General features: G+C 41.1%; 21 protein-coding genes. 10 read left to right on the top strand and 11 right to left on the bottom strand.

Annotated elements, in window-relative coordinates; all coding sequences use genetic code 11:
- Positions 1–422 precede the first annotated feature (422 nt).
- From K8P02_RS12400 to K8P02_RS12390, 3 genes are all read left to right on the top strand, one after another.
- Entirely contained in the window at positions 423–1,439 is a 1,017-nt protein-coding gene (locus K8P02_RS12400; RefSeq protein ID WP_007486251.1) for an endonuclease/exonuclease/phosphatase family protein, read from the top strand.
- Positions 1,440–1,617: 178 nt separating this feature from the next.
- Positions 1,618–2,622, top strand: a complete 1,005-nt coding sequence (locus K8P02_RS12395; protein ID WP_002561098.1) for a class II fructose-bisphosphate aldolase — start codon at positions 1,618–1,620, stop codon at positions 2,620–2,622.
- A gap of 125 nt (positions 2,623–2,747) precedes the next feature.
- Positions 2,748–3,032: a hypothetical protein gene (locus K8P02_RS12390; protein ID WP_155921427.1), complete on the top strand. Its 285-nt coding sequence runs from the start codon at positions 2,748–2,750 to the stop codon at positions 3,030–3,032.
- Between the two features lie 325 nt (positions 3,033–3,357).
- On the opposite strand, the gene K8P02_RS12385 is transcribed toward K8P02_RS12390, so the two are convergent.
- The 8 genes from K8P02_RS12385 to K8P02_RS12350 all read right to left on the bottom strand — a co-directional run bounded on the left by K8P02_RS12385 (position 3,358) and on the right by K8P02_RS12350 (position 13,605).
- The gene (locus K8P02_RS12385; RefSeq protein ID WP_002561099.1) at positions 3,358–5,208 is read right to left on the bottom strand and encodes a glycoside hydrolase family 13 protein; all 1,851 of its coding nucleotides are present in this window, start codon (positions 5,206–5,208) and stop codon (positions 3,358–3,360) included.
- Between the two features lie 205 nt (positions 5,209–5,413).
- Positions 5,414–6,574, bottom strand: a complete 1,161-nt coding sequence (locus tag K8P02_RS12380) for a sodium ion-translocating decarboxylase subunit beta (RefSeq protein ID WP_002561100.1) — start codon at positions 6,572–6,574, stop codon at positions 5,414–5,416.
- 2 nt (positions 6,575–6,576) lie between these two features.
- Entirely contained in the window at positions 6,577–7,020 is a 444-nt protein-coding gene (locus K8P02_RS12375) for a biotin/lipoyl-containing protein (protein WP_002561101.1), read from the bottom strand.
- A gap of 25 nt (positions 7,021–7,045) precedes the next feature.
- Positions 7,046–7,960 carry an OadG family transporter subunit gene (locus K8P02_RS12370; protein WP_002561102.1) on the bottom strand — a complete coding sequence of 305 codons (915 nt, stop codon included), beginning with the start codon at positions 7,958–7,960 and terminating at the stop codon, positions 7,046–7,048.
- Positions 7,961–7,979: 19 nt separating this feature from the next.
- Positions 7,980–9,533, bottom strand: coding sequence for an acyl-CoA carboxylase subunit beta (locus K8P02_RS12365; RefSeq protein ID WP_002561103.1), 1,554 nt, complete (start codon positions 9,531–9,533; stop codon positions 7,980–7,982).
- A gap of 126 nt (positions 9,534–9,659) precedes the next feature.
- Positions 9,660–10,064: a methylmalonyl-CoA epimerase gene (gene mce, locus K8P02_RS12360; protein ID WP_002561104.1), complete on the bottom strand. Its 405-nt coding sequence runs from the start codon at positions 10,062–10,064 to the stop codon at positions 9,660–9,662.
- A 105-nt stretch (positions 10,065–10,169) separates the two neighbouring features.
- Entirely contained in the window at positions 10,170–12,575 is a 2,406-nt protein-coding gene (locus K8P02_RS12355) for a TonB-dependent receptor (RefSeq protein ID WP_223381330.1), read from the bottom strand.
- Positions 12,576–12,618: 43 nt separating this feature from the next.
- Complete coding sequence (locus K8P02_RS12350) at positions 12,619–13,605, bottom strand: GNAT family N-acetyltransferase (RefSeq protein WP_007486254.1); 987 nt, start codon at positions 13,603–13,605, stop codon at positions 12,619–12,621.
- 118 nt (positions 13,606–13,723) lie between these two features.
- Here K8P02_RS12350 and K8P02_RS12345 point away from each other — a divergent pair, with 118 nt between their 5' ends.
- Positions 13,724–14,266, top strand: a complete 543-nt coding sequence (locus K8P02_RS12345; RefSeq protein ID WP_002561107.1) for a beta-class carbonic anhydrase — start codon at positions 13,724–13,726, stop codon at positions 14,264–14,266.
- Here the strand turns inward: K8P02_RS12345 and K8P02_RS12340 are convergent.
- Entirely contained in the window at positions 14,250–14,435 is a 186-nt protein-coding gene (locus K8P02_RS12340) for a hypothetical protein (RefSeq protein WP_025867030.1), read from the bottom strand. The two genes, K8P02_RS12345 and K8P02_RS12340, sit on opposite strands and share 17 nt — an antisense overlap.
- 148 nt (positions 14,436–14,583) lie before the next feature.
- Here K8P02_RS12340 and K8P02_RS12335 point away from each other — a divergent pair, with 148 nt between their 5' ends.
- From K8P02_RS12335 to K8P02_RS12310, 6 genes are all read left to right on the top strand, one after another.
- The gene (locus tag K8P02_RS12335) at positions 14,584–14,946 is read left to right on the top strand and encodes a hypothetical protein (RefSeq protein WP_223381329.1); all 363 of its coding nucleotides are present in this window, start codon (positions 14,584–14,586) and stop codon (positions 14,944–14,946) included.
- 289 nt (positions 14,947–15,235) lie between these two features.
- Positions 15,236–15,772 (top strand): nitroreductase family protein, encoded by a 537-nt coding sequence (locus K8P02_RS12330; RefSeq protein ID WP_002561110.1) that lies wholly within the window; start codon positions 15,236–15,238, stop codon positions 15,770–15,772.
- Between the two features lie 2 nt (positions 15,773–15,774).
- Positions 15,775–16,110, top strand: a complete 336-nt coding sequence (locus K8P02_RS12325; protein WP_002561111.1) for a hypothetical protein — start codon at positions 15,775–15,777, stop codon at positions 16,108–16,110.
- Positions 16,107–16,901, top strand: a complete 795-nt coding sequence (locus K8P02_RS12320; protein ID WP_007486259.1) for a Rossmann-like and DUF2520 domain-containing protein — start codon at positions 16,107–16,109, stop codon at positions 16,899–16,901. The genes K8P02_RS12325 and K8P02_RS12320 overlap by 4 nt, the downstream gene beginning before the upstream one ends.
- A 23-nt stretch (positions 16,902–16,924) precedes the next feature.
- The gene (locus K8P02_RS12315; RefSeq protein WP_002561113.1) at positions 16,925–17,446 is read left to right on the top strand and encodes a KdsC family phosphatase; all 522 of its coding nucleotides are present in this window, start codon (positions 16,925–16,927) and stop codon (positions 17,444–17,446) included.
- Positions 17,447–17,571: 125 nt separating this feature from the next.
- Positions 17,572–18,153, top strand: a complete 582-nt coding sequence (locus tag K8P02_RS12310; RefSeq protein ID WP_195349069.1) for a Maf-like protein — start codon at positions 17,572–17,574, stop codon at positions 18,151–18,153.
- Between the two features lie 91 nt (positions 18,154–18,244).
- Here the strand turns inward: K8P02_RS12310 and K8P02_RS12305 are convergent, their stop codons facing one another.
- Entirely contained in the window at positions 18,245–18,490 is a 246-nt protein-coding gene (locus K8P02_RS12305) for an RNA recognition motif domain-containing protein (RefSeq protein WP_002561115.1), read from the bottom strand.
- Positions 18,491–18,890: 400 nt separating this feature from the next.
- Positions 18,891–21,092 carry a tetratricopeptide repeat protein gene (locus K8P02_RS12300; protein ID WP_002561116.1) on the bottom strand — a complete coding sequence of 734 codons (2,202 nt, stop codon included), beginning with the start codon at positions 21,090–21,092 and terminating at the stop codon, positions 18,891–18,893.
- Between the last annotated feature and the right edge of the window lie 42 nt (positions 21,093–21,134).

The raw sequence follows: 21,134 nt of genomic DNA, 5'->3' as shown, positions 1-21,134 counted from the left end.
TTCAGTATTTGTTTTTTTAATTATTATATCGTTTACTATTTGGTAAGAATAGTGTAATGGTCATTTTCAGTGCGCAAAGATAATGCTTTTCTGTGAAATAGAAAAAAGATTGGGAAAAAAACAATGATTCTCGCTTTTTTTTAAGACTTTTGTAGAGGATAATGTGCCATTGTGCCAATTGGCTTCGCTATGATGTTGCATAGTAATTGGCATATTATTATTTAGTACGATTAAGTAATCGTTCTAAATTATACGATATTATTATTGAAACGCAGAAACTCACAGATTCACGCAAAGCATATCATCGTTCAAGTATAGCGCAGCCATTTAATCTGCGAAAATCTGCGATCATGTGCGTTTCAATAAAACGCTGTCATAGTATGAACTAAATTTGAAATACTACTTATTAAATTATTTGTAATATGAAAAAATTGATTGTTGTATTAAACTTCTTGTTGCTGATTACTATTGGTGGACAGGCACAAGAATCCGACAAAGGCCTCTATAGTGTTGCGTTTTATAATCTTGAAAACTTGTTTGATACTATTCATGATGCCGGTAAGAACGACTTTGAGTATCTGCCGGACGGACCCAAACAGTGGGATACGGAAAAGTATATGGCAAAGTTAACGAATCTGGCGAAAGTGTTGAGTGAGATATCCCGGGATAAAGTGCCTGGCGGTCCTGCTGCTATCGGTGTGGCTGAAGCAGAAAACAGGAGGGTGCTTGATGACCTGGTGAAGCAACCTGCATTGGCTTCTTCCGGCTATGAGATTGTACATTATGAAGGACCGGATAAGCGGGGGATTGATTGTGCACTGCTTTATGATCCGAAACAATTTACGGTTTCATCAAGTAAATTGGTACTCTCTACCCCTTTTGAAGGAGATACGATACACAAAACACGGGGTTTTCTGATTGTAAATGGTAAGATGGCGGGAGATAACGTTTGTTTTATTGTAAACCACTGGCCTTCGCGTGGAGCTGCCGAACCTGTGCGTGTACATGCTGCCCGACAGGTACGTGCATTGATCGATTCTTTGCAACAAGATAATAAGAAATTGAAACTGATTGTTATGGGAGATATGAATGATGATCCGATGGATCAGAGTATGGCTACCCTGGGTGCAAAGAAATATAAGAAAGAGGTGAAGAAACATGATATGTTCAATCCCTGGTGGGAAACACTGGAAGATAAAGGAGTAGGCACGTTGCTTTATCGTGGCAAGTGGAACTTGTTTGATCAGATTGTTATTTCGCCTACGTTGCTCAATGCCAAAAAAGGATTGAAATACGATCACAATGAGGTCTTTATCCGTGAATATCTTTTTCAGCAGGATGGAAAGTACAAAGGTTCGCCTTTGCGTACACATGGCGGAAAACTTTGGCTGAATGGTTATAGTGATCATTTGCCGACTATTATTTATTTGAAGAAATAAGCTCTCCCTTTGCTACGTAGAGATTACAATCGACTATTAAATGATATTTAAGACTCTGAAATAGGATTGATTTGTACTCATTATCGAGGATATTTCTTACGCTTTGGTTTTGTATTAAAACTATAATGTGTACTTTTGCATAGAATTTTTATTCACTAACAATAAACTTTTAAACAAAATGGTAAATTACAAAGATTTAGGACTGGTAAACACAAGAGAGATGTTTGCTAAGGCTATTAAAGGCGGATATGCTATTCCTGCTTTTAACTTCAACAATATGGAACAGATGCAGGCCATTATCAAGGCTGCTGTAGAAACAAAATCTCCGGTTATTCTTCAGGTATCTAAAGGTGCTCGTCAGTATGCTAACGCTACTTTATTGCGTTATATGGCTCAGGGTGCTGTAGAATATGCAAAGGAATTGGGTTGCGCTCATCCTGAAATCGTTTTGCATCTTGACCACGGAGATACTTTTGAAACTTGCAAGAGCTGTATCGATTCAGGTTTCTCTTCAGTAATGATCGACGGTTCTCATCTTCCTTACGAAGAAAACGTTGCTCTGACTAAGAAGGTAGTAGACTATGCTCATCAGTTTGATGTAACTGTAGAAGGTGAGCTTGGTGTATTGGCAGGTGTTGAAGATGAAGTTTCTTCAGACCACCACACTTATACTGACCCTGAAGAAGTAATTGATTTCGCTACCCGTACAGGTTGTGATTCATTGGCTATTTCTATTGGTACTTCTCACGGTGCTTATAAGTTTACTCCGGAACAGTGCCACATTGATCCGAAGACTGGCCGTATGGTTCCTCCTCCTTTGGCATTTGAAGTATTGGATGCTGTAATGGAGAAACTTCCGGGCTTCCCAATCGTGCTTCACGGTTCATCTTCAGTTCCTGAAGAAGAAGTTGAAACTATCAACAAATATGGTGGTGCACTGAAAGCTGCTATCGGTATTCCTGAAGAAGAATTGCGTAAAGCTGCTAAGTCAGCAGTTTGCAAAATTAATATCGACTCTGATAGTCGTCTGGCTATGACTGCTGCTGTCCGTCAGGTATTTGCTGAAAAACCGGCTGAGTTCGACCCACGTAAATACTTAGGTCCGGCTCGTGACAATATGGAAAAACTGTACAAGCACAAAATCCTTAATGTACTTGGCTCAGACAATAAACTGGCTAAATAATTTTCCACTTTGATATATTAGAAAGCTGTACCTGCAAAATGGTACAGCTTTTTTTTTGTTTTTCTTGCTATAATGTATCTTTGATTCAGATTTTGTTTATATTTGTGGGTATAATAAGTAGTTGAGTGACAAACTTATTCTATTTTAATTGGAACATGCTATCCGATGCAGACAGTTTGTTGTCTGTTAGCCGGATGATAGCTGTGTTGTTTCTGGTTCATTGTAGAGCGCATCACACACGAATATACAGGGAGATCTTCCGGGAAATCACTCTTTGCATGGTGAGTATACCTCTTTCCGGAAGAAAAAAGAAAAGAATCGGCGGATGTTATTATCCAATACCTTCTGCAATGTTACTACTGTTAGCCGATTCTAACGGAGAATTGAGAAAACAGGGGCTGCTCTCTTAGCGTAAGGGAGCAGTCCCTGTCATTTTTATACCATATCATCTCCTGTTTTGACTACGGCCACCTTTATCGTTTTGTGGAATGTTCATGTTTCCCGATAGTATATGGGTGATATGTACCCTTTGTAGGAGATTGCTGAGCGGATATGCAAAAAAAGACCGGAGAAGCCATCACCTCTCCGGTCTATTGCAGTTTAACTGAAACTACTTTGTCATTATGTTTGTAAAGGTACGATAAAAAAGAGATATATCAAACTTTTCCCGGATTATATTCCTTCTCTTTCTTGAATAGTTTCCGTGAAAGTTTCAGGCTTTGCCGGTTAGTTGCTTTATAGCTCTATTACCAGAGACTCTCTCGGCGCCATTTTCAGTTCACCGTTTAGATTGATTATCTTTCCGGTCAGGATGTCTTTTCCCTGTACCTTATCTTTTAGAATTTCTTTGTAGAAAGTCAGTGGCAGAGTTGTTTCTTTATCTGTACCGTTTAGCATTACAAATACGGTTTTACCTTCATATTGGCGGGCATAAGCGTATACACCGTTTTGTACCATGAATTGTGTCATACTGCCTTTACCAATCACATCGTTGCCTTTACGCCAGTTCAGTAATGTTTTATAGAAGTTGTAACATTCGTTCTGCAATTTAGTACGTCCTTCGGCTGTCAGTGCATTCTCTTTATCACCTGCCCATCCGCCGGGAAAGTCTTTACGTACATAACCATCGCTTTTACTCTTTACTCCGTTCATCATGATTTCTGTTCCATAATACAGTTGTGGGATACGGCGCGTAGTCAATAATAGGGTAGAGGCTTGTTTCAGCATGGCCAGATTACTACCTTCACCTAAAAAACGATCTGTATCATGGTTTTCGATGAATGCCAGTACGGAAGTCGGGTTAGGGTAGAGGAAGTCGTATACAAAACTGTTATATACACGGTCCAGCCCTTTAAACCAAGTCTCTGTTTGTTCATTCTTTGCTGTATTGATCTTATCAAAGAAACTGAAATCCATAACTGTTTTCAGATTACTGTTTTGAGGAGCTGACAGCTTTGAGTCTTTCTGCCACCAGGCTGTATAAGCCGGTTCTGTCACCCATGTTTCGCCTACTGTGTTGTAGTTGGGGTATTCCTCGTTCAGTTCCTTCATCCAGTTACTCATGGCATCGTAATCTGCATACGGATATGTATCCATACGGATACCATCAATATTGGCATATTCAATCCACCAGAAACTATTTTGTACCAGATACCTATAAACATGTGGGTTTTTCTGGTTCAGGTCGGGCATTACTGTCACAAACCAACCATCGTTCATCTGATCGAAGTCATATTTAGAGGCGTATGGGTCAACGTGCGGAGTCAGTTTGAAAGAGGTCTGCACGAAGTTTTTCTCATGATCGGGATTATTGAAGAAATCCTTTGAAGGCATGTCTTTTATCCAAGGATGTTCTACACCGCAATGGTTGAAAATCATATCCATCACAATCTTTATGCCTCGTTCGTGAGATTTAGCAATGAGTTGGCGATACTCCTCATTTGTCCCGAAACGTGGGTCAACTTTGTAATAATCAGTAGTAGCATAGCCATGATAGGAACCACCTTCCATATTGTTTTCCAGTACCGGAGTAAACCAAAGAGCGGTTACACCTAAATCTTCAAAATAATCCAAGTGTTGCTCGATACCCGTCAGATCACCACCATGACGGGCGTTGGGATCATTACGATCTACTTTATAGGGTGACATACCCGGAATGTTATCATTGTCCGGATTTCCATTTGCAAAACGGTCCGGCATCAGCAGGTAGAGAGCGTCGGATGCATCGAAACCTTTGTGTTCGCATCCCTTTTTACTGCGTGCCTTCAGTTCGTATTCTTTTACCAGTTTCTTTTTTCCGATAGTAAAAGTAAGGGGCAGTTTACCGGGTTTCACCTCTTTATTCAGGTACAGGTAGACGAGCAGATAGTTATTACTTTCCAGCTTTACGGTGCTGCTGAGTGATACTCCGGGGTAGTTGACGGATACGGAGGCATCACCAATACCTTCACCGTAAACCATAAGCTGGAGTTCCGGATTCTTCATGCCGGCATACCAGAAAGGTGGATCGATTTTGTTCACATTCATAGCTGCATAAGTATTAAGAGACAGTAGAAAAGAACCTAAGATAAATAACAATTTCTTCATGATATTAGTGTGTTATGGATTTTACCGATGCTAATATAGGACAAATTCCTGAAATGAGTTATTTTCTTTTCCTGCTGTCTCTTATATATTTATGCAAACGTTTTCATTGTTGTGCCAGTGAGGGGGGAAGGTGTTGCCTGCATATAATAAAGGCGTTCCCTGCATATAGAGAACGCCTTTACTATTTTGATAATTAAATGATGGCTTACATAAGGAATCCTAACAAGATACCGGCGGCAACTGCTGAACCGATAACACCTGCCACGTTCGGGCCCATAGCATGCATCAACAGGTAGTTGGTCGGATCATATTCCAGACCTACAACCTGTGAAATACGTGCAGAGTCAGGAACTGCGGATACACCTGCATTACCAATCAGCGGATTGATCTTATTATCTTTCTTCAAGAAGAGGTTGAAGAATTTCACAAATAGAACACCAGCTGTTGTAGCAATAATAAATGAGATAGCACCCAGGATAAAGATCTGTACAGAACTCCAGGTTAAGAATTCGGAAGCCTGTGTAGAAGCACCTACCGTCAATCCTAATAAGATAGTGATTGTATCAATCAACGGACCACTGGCCGTATTTGCCAAACGACGGGTTACACCACTTTCTTTCAATAAATTACCGAAGAACAACATACCTAACAAAGGTAGACCTGAAGGAACAAGGAATGTTGTAAGCAACAGACCTACAATCGGGAAGATAACCTTTTCTGTATGAGATACGGTTCTTGGCGGTTTCATACGGATCACACGTTCTTTCTTAGTAGTCAACAGACGCATGATAGGCGGTTGTATCACCGGAACCAATGCCATGTATGAATAAGCCGACACGGCAATGGCACCCATCAGGTTCGGAGCTAATTTAGATGAAAGGAAGATAGCCGTAGGACCATCCGCACCACCGATAATACCGATAGCACCGGCCTGATTCGGCTCAAATCCCATAAGAAGTGCAATGATGTAAGCACCGAAAATACCAAATTGTGCAGCAGCTCCGATCAGCATCAGTTTCGGATTGGAGATCAGTGCCGAGAAGTCCGTCATGGCTCCGATACCCAGGAAAATGAGTGGCGGATACCAACCAGAGGTTACTCCCTGATAGAGTATATTCAGTACGGAACCTTCTTCATAGATGCCTATTTTTAGTCCGGCTTCCATGTTGAAGGGAATATTACCGATGAGGATACCAAAGCCAATAGGGATAAGAAGCATCGGTTCAAACTCTTTTGCTATTGCGAGATAGATAAAAAAGAGTCCAACCAACAGCATGACAAGATGTTCCGGCGTTGCATTTGCAAAACCCGTAAATCCCCAAAAGTCAATAAGGTTATTCCCCAAAAATGATAAGAAATCTCCCATAATTATTCAATGATTACGAGGTCTGTACCTTCCAGTACGGAATCTCCTTGTTTAACTTTGATTTCTACAACCTTTCCATCCTTGTGAGCGTTGATATTGTTTTCCATCTTCATAGCTTCAAGGATGATTACGGTCTGGCCTTTTTTCACTGTGTCGCCTTCTTTTATTTTAATATCAAGGATAACACCTGGTAGCGGAGATTTCACACCGTCTTTCTTTCCGGAACCAGTGTTTGCAGGACGTTGCACTACAGGTGCACCACTATCTGTTTTTGGAGCAGCAGCGGGACGGGTTACAGGTTTCGGAGCGACAGCAGGTTTTACCGGTTTGTCCAACTCCACTTTGTAAGGAGTTCCGTTTACCTCAACGTTCACGATATTTTCCTCCGGATCGTTTACTGTAACGTTGTAGAGGTTTCCGTTGATTTTATATTTATATTGTTTCATTGCTTCAATTTATTAGGGTTAATAATTATCTTTTAGGAGTCTGACGTAAAGTGTAGATCTTAGAACTCCAAGGTGAATAGGTACGTTTTACTTTATTGATAGTCAGAATCATGTCTTCAACATCGTGTGCATCATTCATGAATTCGTGCAGAGCCATAGCGATGGCGGCAGCTTCTTCTCCGGAATGACTACCTAAGTTCTTTTCTTTGGCTTCTGCCTTATCAGTGATACCAATTGCTTTCATTGCATTTTTCTTACCTAATTTAACTGCAATATTACCTACTATTTTGAATGAAACATACAATAATATCAAACCAATAAACACAACCGACATTGCAATGATAGCCATACCAAAACCATCCTCATCGTGTTTTTTGAAGTTTTCTATTTTTTCATTCTTGTCTTGAGTCATATTATTAGTACTCGGAGTTACATAACTGTGTTCTCCTCCTCCTTTAATCACCCAATTTGCACTTCCGTCCTCTTGGCGGGCATATGACTGGTCGGCAAGTATTCCGGCAGGAATAGTGACTTCGTCAATCAATGTTTTGCCGTTCGAATCATACAAAGCAATGTAATTTTCCTTATTGGGGTCAAGCGTAAAGTTCACATGGAATGTTCCACGATTTGGCATTCCGTCTGCCCAAAACAGAGTATGTTGGCGAGGTTTAATCTGCGTCAGTATATCTCCTTTAGGAATAGGATATTTTGTCGGATTATCTTTATCGTTCGTCAGATAGCAGCCTTCGATATTGACCGTAGCAAAAGAGGTGTTGAATATTTCTATCCATGCATTATGCAAGCCATAGTCATCTTGATAATTCTGTTCGTTGGTTACCAGAACTTCATTGATTTTAAGACTTGTAGCTCTTTGTGCGTTCAGTCCTAAGCAAACTACTGCTACTAACGCGATAAATATTCCAATTCTTTTTTTATTCATAACAATCAGGTTTTATTTGTTACAATGGAATATTGCCGTGCTTTTTGGCAGGGTTTGTTAGTTTCTTAGTCTGCAACTGTTGCAATGCACGGATGATGCGGAAACGAGTGTTTCTCGGTTCGATAACATCGTCAATGTAACCATATTTAGCCGCATTATACGGATTAGCAAATAGCTTAGTGTATTCTGCTTCTTTATCTGCCAGGAATTGAGCCGGGTTTTCCTGTTCTTTGGCTTCTTTTGCATACAATACTTCCACAGCACCTGCACCACCCATTACAGCAATTTCAGCTGTTGGCCATGCATAGTTCATGTCACCACGGAGTTGTTTGCAACTCATTACGATGTGTGAACCACCATATGATTTACGCAGTGTTACAGTTACTTTAGGCACAGTAGCTTCACCGTAAGCGTAAAGCAACTTCGCACCATGCAGAATAACACCATTGTATTCTTGTCCTGTTCCCGGAAGGAATCCCGGAACGTCTACCAGGGTTACCAAAGGAATATTGAATGCATCGCAGAAACGAACGAAGCGGGCACCCTTACGAGATGCATTGCTGTCAAGTACACCTGCCAGATATTTGGGCTGGTTGGCAACTACACCTACAGATTGTCCGTTCATACGGGCAAATCCGATGATAATATTTTTGGCATAATCTTTTTGTACTTCGAGGAATTCGCCATTATCGATGATAGCACCAATCACCTCATACATATCGTATGGCTTATTCGGGCTGTCCGGAATAATCTCATTCAGAAGATCATCCATACGGTCGATAGGATCTGTACACTCCATTAGCGGAGCTTCTTCAAGATTGTTCTGCGGGATAAAACTAAGAAGGTGGCGGATTATTGACAGACCTTCTTCACCGGTTTCGGCAGTAAAGTGAGTTACACCTGATTTGGTTGCATGAACACTTGCGCCACCGAGGTCTTCCTGCGATACGTCTTCGCCTGTCACAGTCTTTACCACTTTCGGACCAGTGAGGAACATATAAGAAGTTCCTTCAGTCATCAGTGTAAAGTCGGTCAGGGCAGGAGAGTAAACAGCACCACCTGCGCAAGGACCAAAGATACCAGAGATCTGTGGGATCACTCCTGATGCCATGATGTTACGCTGGAATATCTCAGCATAACCGGAAAGTGCATTGATACCTTCCTGAATACGTGCGCCACCCGAGTCGTTGATACCGATAACAGGAGCACCCATTTTCATGGCCATATCCATCACTTTACATATTTTCTGTGCCATGGTTTCCGACAGTGAACCACCGAATACAGTGAAATCCTGTGCGAAAACATATACTAATCTTCCTTCGATTGTTCCATACCCAGTTACAACACCGTCACCTAAGAAGTGCTTTTTTTCCTGGCCAAAGTTAGTACATCTGTGTTGTACGAACATATCCAATTCTTCGAAACTGCCTTCATCCAGCAGCTGTGCAATACGCTCGCGGGCAGTGTATTTGCCTTTTGCGTGTTGTTTTTCAATAGCCTTTTCGCCACCACCTAAACGAGCCTGAGCACGAAGTTCAATAAGCTCTTTTACTTTTTCAAGCTGGTTACTCATGAGTCTTTCTTGTTTTAAAGGATTTATAGAATTTACGATTAGACAATTTACGATTTACAATTGAAATAACTGTTAGTAATTTAGTAAAAGAAACTTCAATCGTAAATTGTCTAATCGTCAATGATTTTAGTGTTCACAAAGTTCAGTCAATACGCCCAGCGTTGATTTCGGGTGAAGGAAAGCGATGTTAAGTCCTTCGGCACCTTTACGGGGAGCTTTATCGATGAGACGAATTTCTTTACTTTCAGCTTCTGCCAATGCATTGGCTACGCCGTCTTCAACAGCAAATGCCACATGATGAACGCCTGCACCTTTATTTTCAATAAACTTAGCAATGGTACTTTCGGGACAGGTTGGTTCTAACAGTTCGATTTTTGTTTCGCCTACTTTAAGGAAAGCTGTTCTCACTTTCTGGTCTTCTACTGTTTCGATATTGTAACATTTCAGACCTAATACATTCTCGTAGTACGGTAGGGCTTCTTCAATGCTTTTTACAGCAATGCCCAAGTGTTCAATGTGTGAAATCTTCATAACTGTGTTCTTTATATTGGCTTTAAATTAGTTTTTTGGTTCCTTTTAAACCAGCACAAAGAAAATCAATTCTTCGTTAATAAAGAAATATTTCAGCATTTAATTTCAAAAGTCAATCAGCAGTCTGACGTTGATTTGACGAGATGTAAGGTAATTGGGTACTGCAAACTGGTTATTGTGCACATCAGTTACCCAATAATAGGAGTTAACGTTGCTGATATTGAGCAAATTGAAAACATCCAACCCTAACCACATGCTACGAATATTGCGTCCGAATCCGGTTTTGTGCTTGTCTGTATTGTCTATCAAAACACGAGACATACCAATGTCTACACGGCGATAGGAAGGCGTACGGAATACGGCTTCTTCACGTCCGCTGTGGGGAGGTCCGAAAGGAAGTCCACCGGCAAGAGTACCTTTGAGATTCATCTTCCATTTCGTACTTCCCGGAAAGTAATCAGTGAAGTAGAGCGAAAGATTATATCGCTGGTCGGTAGGGCGGGGGAGCCACTTGCCGTTTATCTTTTCTTCGGTTTTCATTACCGAAAATGTGAGCCACGAATCAGTTCCGGGTACGAACTCTCCAAACAGTTTCATATCGAGTCCTGTTGCGTAACCGCTTGCCATATTGCGTCCGTAGTAACTGACGCGGACGTTATCAACGTTATAAGGAATAAGATTGCTTAACGCTTTGTAGTACACCTCTGCCGTGAATTTGAATGGGCGTCCTACAGCCCGGAAACTGTAATCGCTTCCGGCAACAAAATGTATGGAACGTTGTGATTTGATATTCTTGTTGAGTGTTACGGTTGCCATTCCGTTCACCATAGTCGTATCGCGGAATTCTTTATAGAAAGGAGCCTGATAATATACACCTGCTGCTACCCGGATTGTAAACTTTTCGTTAAGTTTGGGGATGAGTGCAAGTGAGGCTCTTGGGCTTACGATAAATTCTTTGTTCCAGCTCCAGTAGCTGCCACGGATTCCTGCTGTAAGAGTGAATAGCCCTGCTCCGGTCTGAAACTTATAGCTATCTTGTGCATAAAGAGAGAGACGGCTACTATTGATATCATTTTTGGAGGAGAGGCTGTAAATCAACTCTGGGCCGTCCGGCACCTGTGGCAATGAATATCCGGCAGAGTCACGCATTTCCCACTCACGTAGTTTATCTTTGATACGTTCGGTCTTTAACTCCAATCCCCATTGGACGGCGTGGCGTTTGATACGATGGCGTCCTGTAAAGGAGTAACTTTGTACTTTGGCATTAAGATAGTTGCGGGCATGTTCCATATACGTACCTACCCCTATTGTTTCGCCTGTTTCAGTATCAGACTCTTCTCCGGAAGAGTCAAGCTCATTGAGCCAGTACTGTCCGCTGATGTCATAAGTTTCCTGTTCTTTGGTTTGGAAAGCAGAAGCCTGAAAGGTCAGGCTGTTACTTTCGTCAAAGTTATAAGTAGCATTGGCTGCACCAAAGAAAGTACGGAAAAGATCTCGTTCCTGTCCGTCAAAGTATACTTTGAATTCGCGTGCAGATTCTAATGTCCCGAATCGTGTGGTACGGTCCTCGGGTTGAAAGATATACTTGTTTTCAGATATATTCCCGATGAATCCTACTTCCCATCTTTTACTTGGTCTCCAGCTTATAAATGTTTGATAATCTATAAACTGTGGGTCATATTCTCCTTTTGTATCCAGTGTTCCCAGTAAGTAGCGGTTACTTTTATAACGGATACTGTTGGTCCATGAAAACTTCTTATTGCCAAAACCTGCATAAGCAGAAACTCCTAATAAGCTGAATGCTCCTGTTGCTTCAAAATGCTCTGGTTTTTTATAGGTGATATCCAGTACAGATGACATTTTGTCTCCGTATCGTGCTTCGTATCCACCCGATGAGAAACCTACGCTCTCCACCATATCCGGATTGATGAAGCTTAATCCTTCCTGTTGGCCGGAACGCACCAGCAACGGACGGTAAACTTCTATTCCGTTCACATAAACCATATTTTCGTCAAAACTTCCTCCACGTACATTATACTGAGAACTCAGTTCATTGTTTGAGCTTACTCCGGCTTGTGTTGCAATGATCGACTCGATATTTCCTCCTGACGCATCCGGCATCAGTTTATTGGCTTTCATGTCTATCTGTTGTACTGTGTTGGTTTGCCGGCGGCTTTCTGTAATGGTTACCTCTCCCAGTTCATATCCTAAAGCAGGCAGGGTCATATTGATACTGATATTTCCCTGTGGATTTACCAATACGCGTTTCCGGGTGTTATATCCTATCATTGAATATATCACCGTTACTGTATCTCTTGACGTAAATTTAAGTGAATATTTTCCTTTCAGATTACTGACAGTACCAATAGCTGTTCCCTCTATACGTACGGTAGCCAGTTCTACGGGTTCTCCGTTTTCATCAGTAATGACACCTCCTATCTTGACCTGTTGAGCCAGGACGGGGAAAGTGAATAGTAAAAATAGAAATAGATTTGAGAGACGCTTATTCATATCCGCTATCGTTGCCTAATGAGATAATAACGGAAAAATCGTTCTAAACGTATATCTTGGTAAATAAATTATTCAGCCACGTCCATCTGAAACGGAACCAGCGGCGTGTGCTGCTTTGTTTTCCGCCGAAACGAAGAACGAATTCACGATATCCGTGTTTTTTGAAAGGAAGCCCTACATCCATGAATTCCAAATGCCGGTATCCGCGTTCGTATGCATCTTTTAGTGCCATCCATACTGCCAAAATACCAGGATATTGCAATGCATATGTTTTTCGCATACCTCCCGAGAACCACAAGTAAGCACTGTCTCCCGAATAGATACATGCAGCCCCGCCAATGATTTTCTCTTTATATCGTACAATGAAAATTTTTCCCTGATCGCTATGCATCAATCTTTCTTCCATGTGGCGAAAGAATTCGATGTGAGGAAAATGTTTGCGTATATGCGATGAGTATATTTTATACAGCATGTGTGAGAATTCCTGTATTTCTTCTACCGAGTGCGCTTCTTCCACTTTAGCTCCGTTTCTAAGACCTTTCTTAATTTGCCGGATTCGTGAAGGACTGATTCGCTCTTCTGCCGTTTTCTGGCTATGCAATGAATTGCGTACCCGCAGCCAGTTGATGGGGAAGTACCCATTTGCCCTGAAATGTTTGTATCCGAATAGTGCATTATCCAGGTTACGAAATTCTATCATAAAAGAATCCCGTAGTACTTCCGCAGTAAGATGTTCAAGCATTTCTCCGAATATGGCTTCTTTGTCGGTGGTATCCTCTAACAGATATTCTCCCGTGCCATACACTTCACAACGACGAACGATAGAAGGAGGAAAGAGCCTTTTGTTTGTACGTATCCCCGCAAGCAGTCTGGCTATCGGTTTTCCGTTGTCAGTTGCAACGATAAACACCGGCGCATATCCTGGTGTTGCTTCATATATCAGAAACAACTCCTTGGAGTGAAATGTATTTTTTCCCGGTAGCTCGGGAATTTCACTCCCGCGATAATATGTAGTAAGCTTTAAGGGCATCTTGTGGCAAATTTACATCTTTTTATTTATCTTTTCAACAAGAAAGACGATTGTTTTGTTGTAACATAATGCAGATGTTTACTACATTTGTCATAACATTTAGAAATTGACTGAAATTATGGTAGAAGAAATTATTGCTTTTAACAAGCAGTTTGTAGAGAATAAGGGTTACGAAAAATATATAACTAATAAATACCCTGATAAGAAGCTTGCTATTCTTTCTTGTATGGATACCCGTTTGACAGAATTACTTCCTGCCGCTCTTGGTCTGAGAAATGGTGATGCAAAAATAATAAAGAATGCCGGGGCCGTTATTTCCCATCCTTTCGGTAGTGTTATCCGTAGTTTGTTGGTCGCTATCTATGAACTTGGTGTAGAGGAGATTATGGTTATTGCTCATTCTGATTGCGGAGCTCATCACATGGATAGCGAGGAGATCCTTGAACGAATGAAAGCCCGGGGAATTCGTGAAGATCTGATCGATATGATTCACTTTTGTGGTGTTGATTTTCATTCCTGGTTGGGTGGCTTTGATGATACGGAGAAATCTGTATGCGAAACTGTTGATTCTATTATTCGTCATCCGCTGATTCCTTCTGATGTTCGTGTGCATGGTTTTATCATTGACTCACTCACCGGAAAGCTTACGCAAATTGTATAAAAAAAGGCAGAGCCTTATCGCCTGCCTTCATCTTTTTGCGGTTATATACTTTTTTTGACTGGTGCACCCGTTTGTAGCAAATAGGATGACCGTACTTCTCAATTTCAGCCTCACGGCTGGCTTTACGATTCGCTTTGATGTAATCGTCTCGGGTTATTCGATTTTTCATAATGATAATTTGTTTATCAGTGCAAAGATACGGATTTTATTTCAATTTTAATAATAGCTTGGGAAAGAGGGATTTATCAAAATTACCCTATTTGTTAGAAGAGGTGAAATGTAAGGGGGAAGAGATAAAATGTAAACAGAAAGAGAGTATGAACTCAGAAAATGCGAACATTTTTCCTGTTCAGATGGAGTTGAGTCTGGAAAATGCAGACATTTTCAGACAAAGTAAAGTAAAAGAAAGTAAAGTAGAAGAAAAGAAAAAGAGGGGGGAAGATTCTGTTTTGCCTCCACCTCCGGAATATGCACTCAACAAAAAGACGCACAATTATGACGGATTGCTATTGACATTGGATCGAATTAAGGTGACGGACACCGGAGATATAAAGGCCATTCTACGAATGTCGAATTATGGGGAGATCGGTACTCCGGTGTGGAAGGTGCTGGCACAGACCTCGTGGGCAAAGATAGTGATGCCGGGAAAATATCTCATAAATATGCTTGTAAGTGGTTGATAATCAGTATTTATTAGATTGTACATCCTTACCATGCAAAAGTGTACAACCTTGCACTACAAAGCTGTACATTCTTGTCATACCAAAGTGTACAGTCTTGTTATATGACTTTCCAGTTTATAGCAAGCCTGCTGAACTATTTAGTTTTTCGGTTTTTATCCTTATCTTTGTCGAAAAGCGAAGATAAGCTGCACCTTGGCATAAAAAATGAACAAGTTCACTTTATTCTGTTCTCAGTTTGCATTATCTTTGCACTTGTCTTTGCAAGTATAAAGAAAGTAAAAATAGCATGGAAAATTTCAGTGAATTAATAAAGAACCGCCGCAGTATGCGGAAGTTTACCGACGAAGAACTCTCACAAGAGCAGGTAGTGACCTTGTTAAAAGCCGCACTGATGGCGCCTACCTCTAAACGTAGTAATGGTTGGCAGTTTATTGCCGTAGATGATAAAGAGACATTGGAGAAGCTTTCGCACTGTAAGGAACAGGCTTCTGCTTTTATTGCCGATGCTGCACTTGCCATTGTTGTTACTGCTGATCCATTGGTAAGTGACGTATGGATTGAAGATGCTTCTATTGCTTCTATTATGCTTCAATTGCAGGCTGAAGATCTGGGATTAGGTAGTTGCTGGGTACAAATCCGTGAACGCTATGCTGCTACCGGCATGCCGTCGGACGAATATGTGCGTAGCGTACTTGATATACCTTTGCAACTTCAGGTTCTGTCTGTTATCGCCATCGGACACAAAGGCATGGAACGTAAACCTTTTGACGAAAGCCACCTGCAGTGGGAGAAAATTCATATTAATAAATTCGGAGGAAAATAACAGTGAGTGCTGCTAAAGCCAACAACAATAGAGATACATACAAGGCAACTGCTGTCACTCTGATTGTGATAGGCGTGCTTTACCTGATTGACAAGCTGATACACTTTTCTGCCATTGGATTGCCGTGGGTGATGAATAAAGATAATTTCCTGCTGTATACAGCTGTTATTTTCTTATTTCTCAAACATGATAAATCTGTTGGTCTGGTGCTGATAGGGCTTTGGCTTGTGATGAATATCGGTCTGATTGTAGCTTTGTTAGGAAGTATGTCCGCCTATCTGCTGCCTTTGGCATTGCTGATAATCGGAGGAATATTGTATTTGATATCAACGCGATGAAAAGAAGTATAGAAGATACGCCAATTGTATTTATTGGTGCCGGAAATCTGGCGACAAACCTGGCTAAGGCATTGTATCGTAAAGGATTTCGTATCGTGCAGGTGTATAGTCGTACGGAAGATTCGGCCCGCCGGTTGGCAGAAGAAGTGGAAGCGGAATTTACTATTCATCCGGAAGATATAAATTCATTTGCCCGGCTGTATATCGTTTCGCTGAAAGATTCGGCTGTTGCGGAATTGCTTCCTGCAATTGTGTCTGGGAAGCGAAAAGAAGCTTTGATGGTACATACGGCTGGTAGTATCCCAATGAGTATCTGGGAGGGGCATGCAGAGCATTACGGTGTTTTTTATCCTATGCAGACGTTTAGTAAACAACGTGAAGTAGACTTCCGTGAGATTCCTTTCTTTATTGAAGCGTCCACACCGGAGGATACGGAACTACTCAAAGCTATCGCTGTCACTTTGTCCGAGCGTGTTTACGAAGCTACTTCCGAACAACGCAAGAGTTTGCATCTTGCTGCTGTGTTCACTTGTAACTTTACGAACCATATGTATGCGCTGGCAGCTGAATTGCTGGAGAAGTATAATCTCCCGTTCGATGTAATGCTTCCTTTGATTGACGAGACAGCCCGTAAAGTACATGAGTTGAGCCCTAAAGCTGCCCAAACCGGGCCTGCTATACGCTATGATGAAAATGTAATCAACAATCATCTCGCCATGCTCTCTGATGATCCCGGAATGCAGCAACTTTATGAGCTTATCAGCCGCAGTATTTTCAATCGTAAATCGTAAACCGTTTAATCGTAAATATCATTATGAGTACAATCAATTACGACCTCAAAAAGATAAAAGCCATTGCCTTTGATGTAGATGGGGTGTTGAGTGCGGATATGATTCCATTACATCCGTCGGGTGAGCCGATGCGTACTGTGAACATTAAAGATGGCTATGCTATCCAGTTGGCTGTAAAAAAAGGGTTGCGCATTGCCATTATTACTGGCGGGCGTACGGAGGCTGTGCGTATTCGTTTCTCAGCTTTGGGAGTGACTGATCTGTATATGGGTTCGGCTGTGAAGATACATGATTATCGTGAGTTTCGTGATAAATATGGTTTTACGGATGAGGAAATAATGTACATGGGAGATGATGTGCCCGATATTGAAGTGATGCAGGAATGTGGTCTTCCATGTTGCCCGAAAGATGCTGCTCCTGAAGTAAAGAAGGTGGCAAAATACATCTCTCACGCTGCAGGTGGTTACGGTTGTGGTCGTGATGTGATAGAACAGGTACTGAAGGTACACGGAAAATGGATGTCAGATGATGCCTTTGGGTGGTGAATGGAATTGGAATTTGGAATTTTGGAGTTGGTAGTTAGAATCCTCTGTGTATTGGAGTTGTGCCGAACGGATTCTGACTACTAACTACTGACTACTGACTACTAACTACTGACTACTTATTTATTATGCTTGATAATTTAAAGAAATACAATATTGTGTTAGCCTCTAATTCTCCTCGTAGAAAAGAGCTGATGTCTGGCCTGGGAGTGGATTATGTGGTAAAAACTCTTCCGGATGTAGACGAATCTTATCCCGATACTTTGCAGGGGACAGAAATTCCTGCTTATATCTCCCGTGAGAAAGCCGATGCTTATAAATCTCTTATTCAGCCGGATGAGTTACTTATTACAGCAGATACCATTGTGTGGTTGAATGGGGAGGTGCTTGGGAAACCCAAGGGTAGGGAAGGGGCTATAGATATGCTGCGCAAGCTCTCCGGAACTTCTCATCAGGTTATTACTGGGGTTTGCCTTACTACCAGTGATTGGCAGAAAAGTTTTACTGCTGTTACGGATGTAACATTTGCCACATTGACCGAAGAGGAAATCATTTATTACGTTGATAAATATACCCCGATGGATAAAGCCGGGGCTTATGGTGTGCAGGAGTGGATTGGTTTTATCGGTGTGGAATCTATCTCAGGAAGCTATTTTAATGTAATGGGATTGCCTATACAGCGGTTATATCAGGAGCTCAAACGGCTGTAATAGTGTGTGCCTGCTTTAAGGAATAATTCCAATAAACAAAAAAGGATATCGCCAAGCGATATCCTTTTCTTTCTTATCTCAGAGTTTAATCTTAATTTCTGGGCAATGCTTCTTTCACTACCATCGGACGGCCTGCATATTCTGCTCCGTTCAATTCTGTGATTGCATTTTTTGCTTCCGATGCTTCCGGCATTTCGATAAAGGCAAAACCTTTTGATCTTCTTGTGTCGCGGTCGGTGATGAGTTTTACAGATTCTACTGTTCCATACTCTTCCATTACTTGTCTCAAATCTGATTCCTTAACATTGTAGCTAAGGTTTCCAACATACATGTTCATAAACGTAAATATAAAAAAATTAATAATGCAATAAAAAAGTTTTGAGAAAAAGTAATCAGAATGGAAATACTCAATGTGGATAACTGAGGAGATACATATATGAAAGCAAATTATTATAAACCTCTTATTGTTTCGTACTGCAAAGAACGACATTCTTTTGGGATATCACACTATGTAAGGCTGTTTATTTGCTATATTATATCCTTTTTTGTGAATAAAGGTCATAAGTTAACGTTTGAGTCATTATAGGTATGTCAAAAGCCGGAAGGAAATTATCAATATGCAACTTTAGAAACGCAGATTAACGCTAATTATCACAAATATAATTTATTCTTTACGTAATTCAGTGTTAATCTGCGTTTTAATAATAGTTGATTTTACTATTGCCCCCCTCGATGAATTATAGTAAATCCAGCATTAACGGGATATCCTCTTTTTTTATTCCTTGCTTGATGAGGTAGACTTTATCTTTGTTGAACATATCCAGAAATATTTCCTGATCTCCGCTCATCTCTTTAGAACGGGCATAAAACTCTGCGGCCTTCTCTATATTTCCGGACACCCATGCTACGTGTCCGGCATTCAGATAATCTACTGCAAGTGGGGCTTTTTCTATCACCTTATTATAATAATTGATCGCTTGCTCCAGTTTACCACTGATGAATGAACACCAGCCGATACCTCTCCATGCCTTGATGCAATCGTTTTCCATGAAGTCAAGTTTGAAGAAGTAATTCAGTGCTTCTTCAAATTGTTGCAATTCGGCCAGGCAGCTACCTATATAAAACACAATACTATGATTCTCCGGCAAAGCTTCTTCGGCTTTCCGGTAATATTCCAGTGCTTTTTTGAAGTTGCGCAGCAGGCGGTAACAACTGGCCAGATGACGGTTTATCCATATATTATCCGGTTTTATGGTATCTGCCTTCAGGTAGGCAGCAATGGCTTCCTCCAATTTTTTCTGCTTTTGCAGAGCATAACCTAACTTCTGATAAAACTCCGACTGTGTGCTCAGAGGGCCGTTCATCTGCTCTATTTCCTTATATAGTTCAACAGTCTCTGCCCAATGTTCTTTTTTAAAGTGAAAATCTGCTATGGAGGTTAGTGTGCCCTCCTGGTACAGGAAATTTTTCAATGCTGATATTTTGTGTAACTCTATCTTTTCTTTGAATATATCTCTAAACTCACTTCTGCGTATGTTTAATTTGAAGAAGCGATACAAGTCATGCAGATATTGGCTACTGATCGTACCCGGACGTTCGGAAAACCTCTTTAGGGTTTCAGCTTTAGACTGTTCGGCAAACTCTTCCGCCTGTTGTTCGGTGAGTTGGCTGAAGATCAGATTGCGCTGTGACTGTGGAAATTGCTCCATAGTGAAGAAGAGCGAATACTTATCACTGCTGCAGAAGAATCCCGATTGCAGGAGTATGTCTATCATCCTGTTTTCTTTACTGGTTTCCTTTCGCATCATTTTGATAACATTTGACTGTTGTCTGTCGAAAGGATAAAACCAGTTGTGTAACTCCTTGAAGAAAGGGAAATTTTTCAATTGTGAAAATGTACTCATATATACATCGGCCCCCTCTATTTGCAGTTCGTTCATTTCGCGCAACTTATCGCCTAATGGTGAGTTTTCAAACACATTGCCCCAATCCGGATTTCGATCGTCTTTTTCTTCATCAGATTCTTCGAATCCAAATTTCATATTACGCATGGAAGAGACATTTTTCAGCATTTCCGGAATGATCTCTTCACGCATCTTCTTATCTATTTTTTCCGTTTCCTGACACAAGAGGAGTTGACGGTATATACGTGCGAGGTCTTCGTCTAATGGGAATTCTTCATTGACCAGGTCCAGACGCTTGCTGAATTCGGGGTATAGATCGAGCCGGGCATTATAGATGTGTAAAGCAAAAATGATTCCGATCAATGCCCGTTGGCTGACGTGTATATTATTGCATTGGTATGCATCTAACAACCACATCAACTTTCGCAGATCAAAGCACTCCATCAGACTCAACATTACAGCACTGGTAAACAGACACAGGTCATTGACCGGAAGTAGTTCCGACTTCAGCATAGCTTGTGCTTCGGCTTCATTTTCTACAGTCCAGCTACTATTTGACCAGGTTTGCAGAAGTAGGAATTTCTGTGTTTCCTCGTGTCTTTTCAGAACTTCATCCAAATTATTGTCTGACAACAATCCGCTGACTGCCAAATCGTCGTTAAAAGATTCCAATACATGCATCAGAACGCTTGTAGTATAAGGCGCTAACTCCTGTGTACGCTTGCTGCGTACTATGTGATAGAAATGCGTTGATACATCATCAAGCATCAATAGACGTCCCTTATCGGCTATTTCTAATGCATTAGCACGAAGTTTTGTATATAATTTTTCTCGTTCCGGATCGGCTATGCCCTGTTTCATATACTGTAGCATGAAATTATAGGAGGTTTGTAGCTGCTCCAGCTGGTGGCGGAGCTCCCAATCCGAACATTGCCACAGGAAAGACTCCAGTTGCATTAAAGCTTCTTTTAATCGTTTTTGTTCGATTAAATTACAAATGTATATATGTTGCTCGTTGATAGCTCTTTCGTTCATAATTTCAAGGTATTTGTACTGTTATCATAGTTAGTAGAACAA

The organism is Bacteroides nordii, from assembly GCF_019930665.1.
GTDB lineage: Bacteria > Bacteroidota > Bacteroidia > Bacteroidales > Bacteroidaceae > Bacteroides > Bacteroides nordii.
Note: the sequence above shows the minus strand (reverse complement) of the source record. Positions and strands in the feature narration are given on the sequence as shown.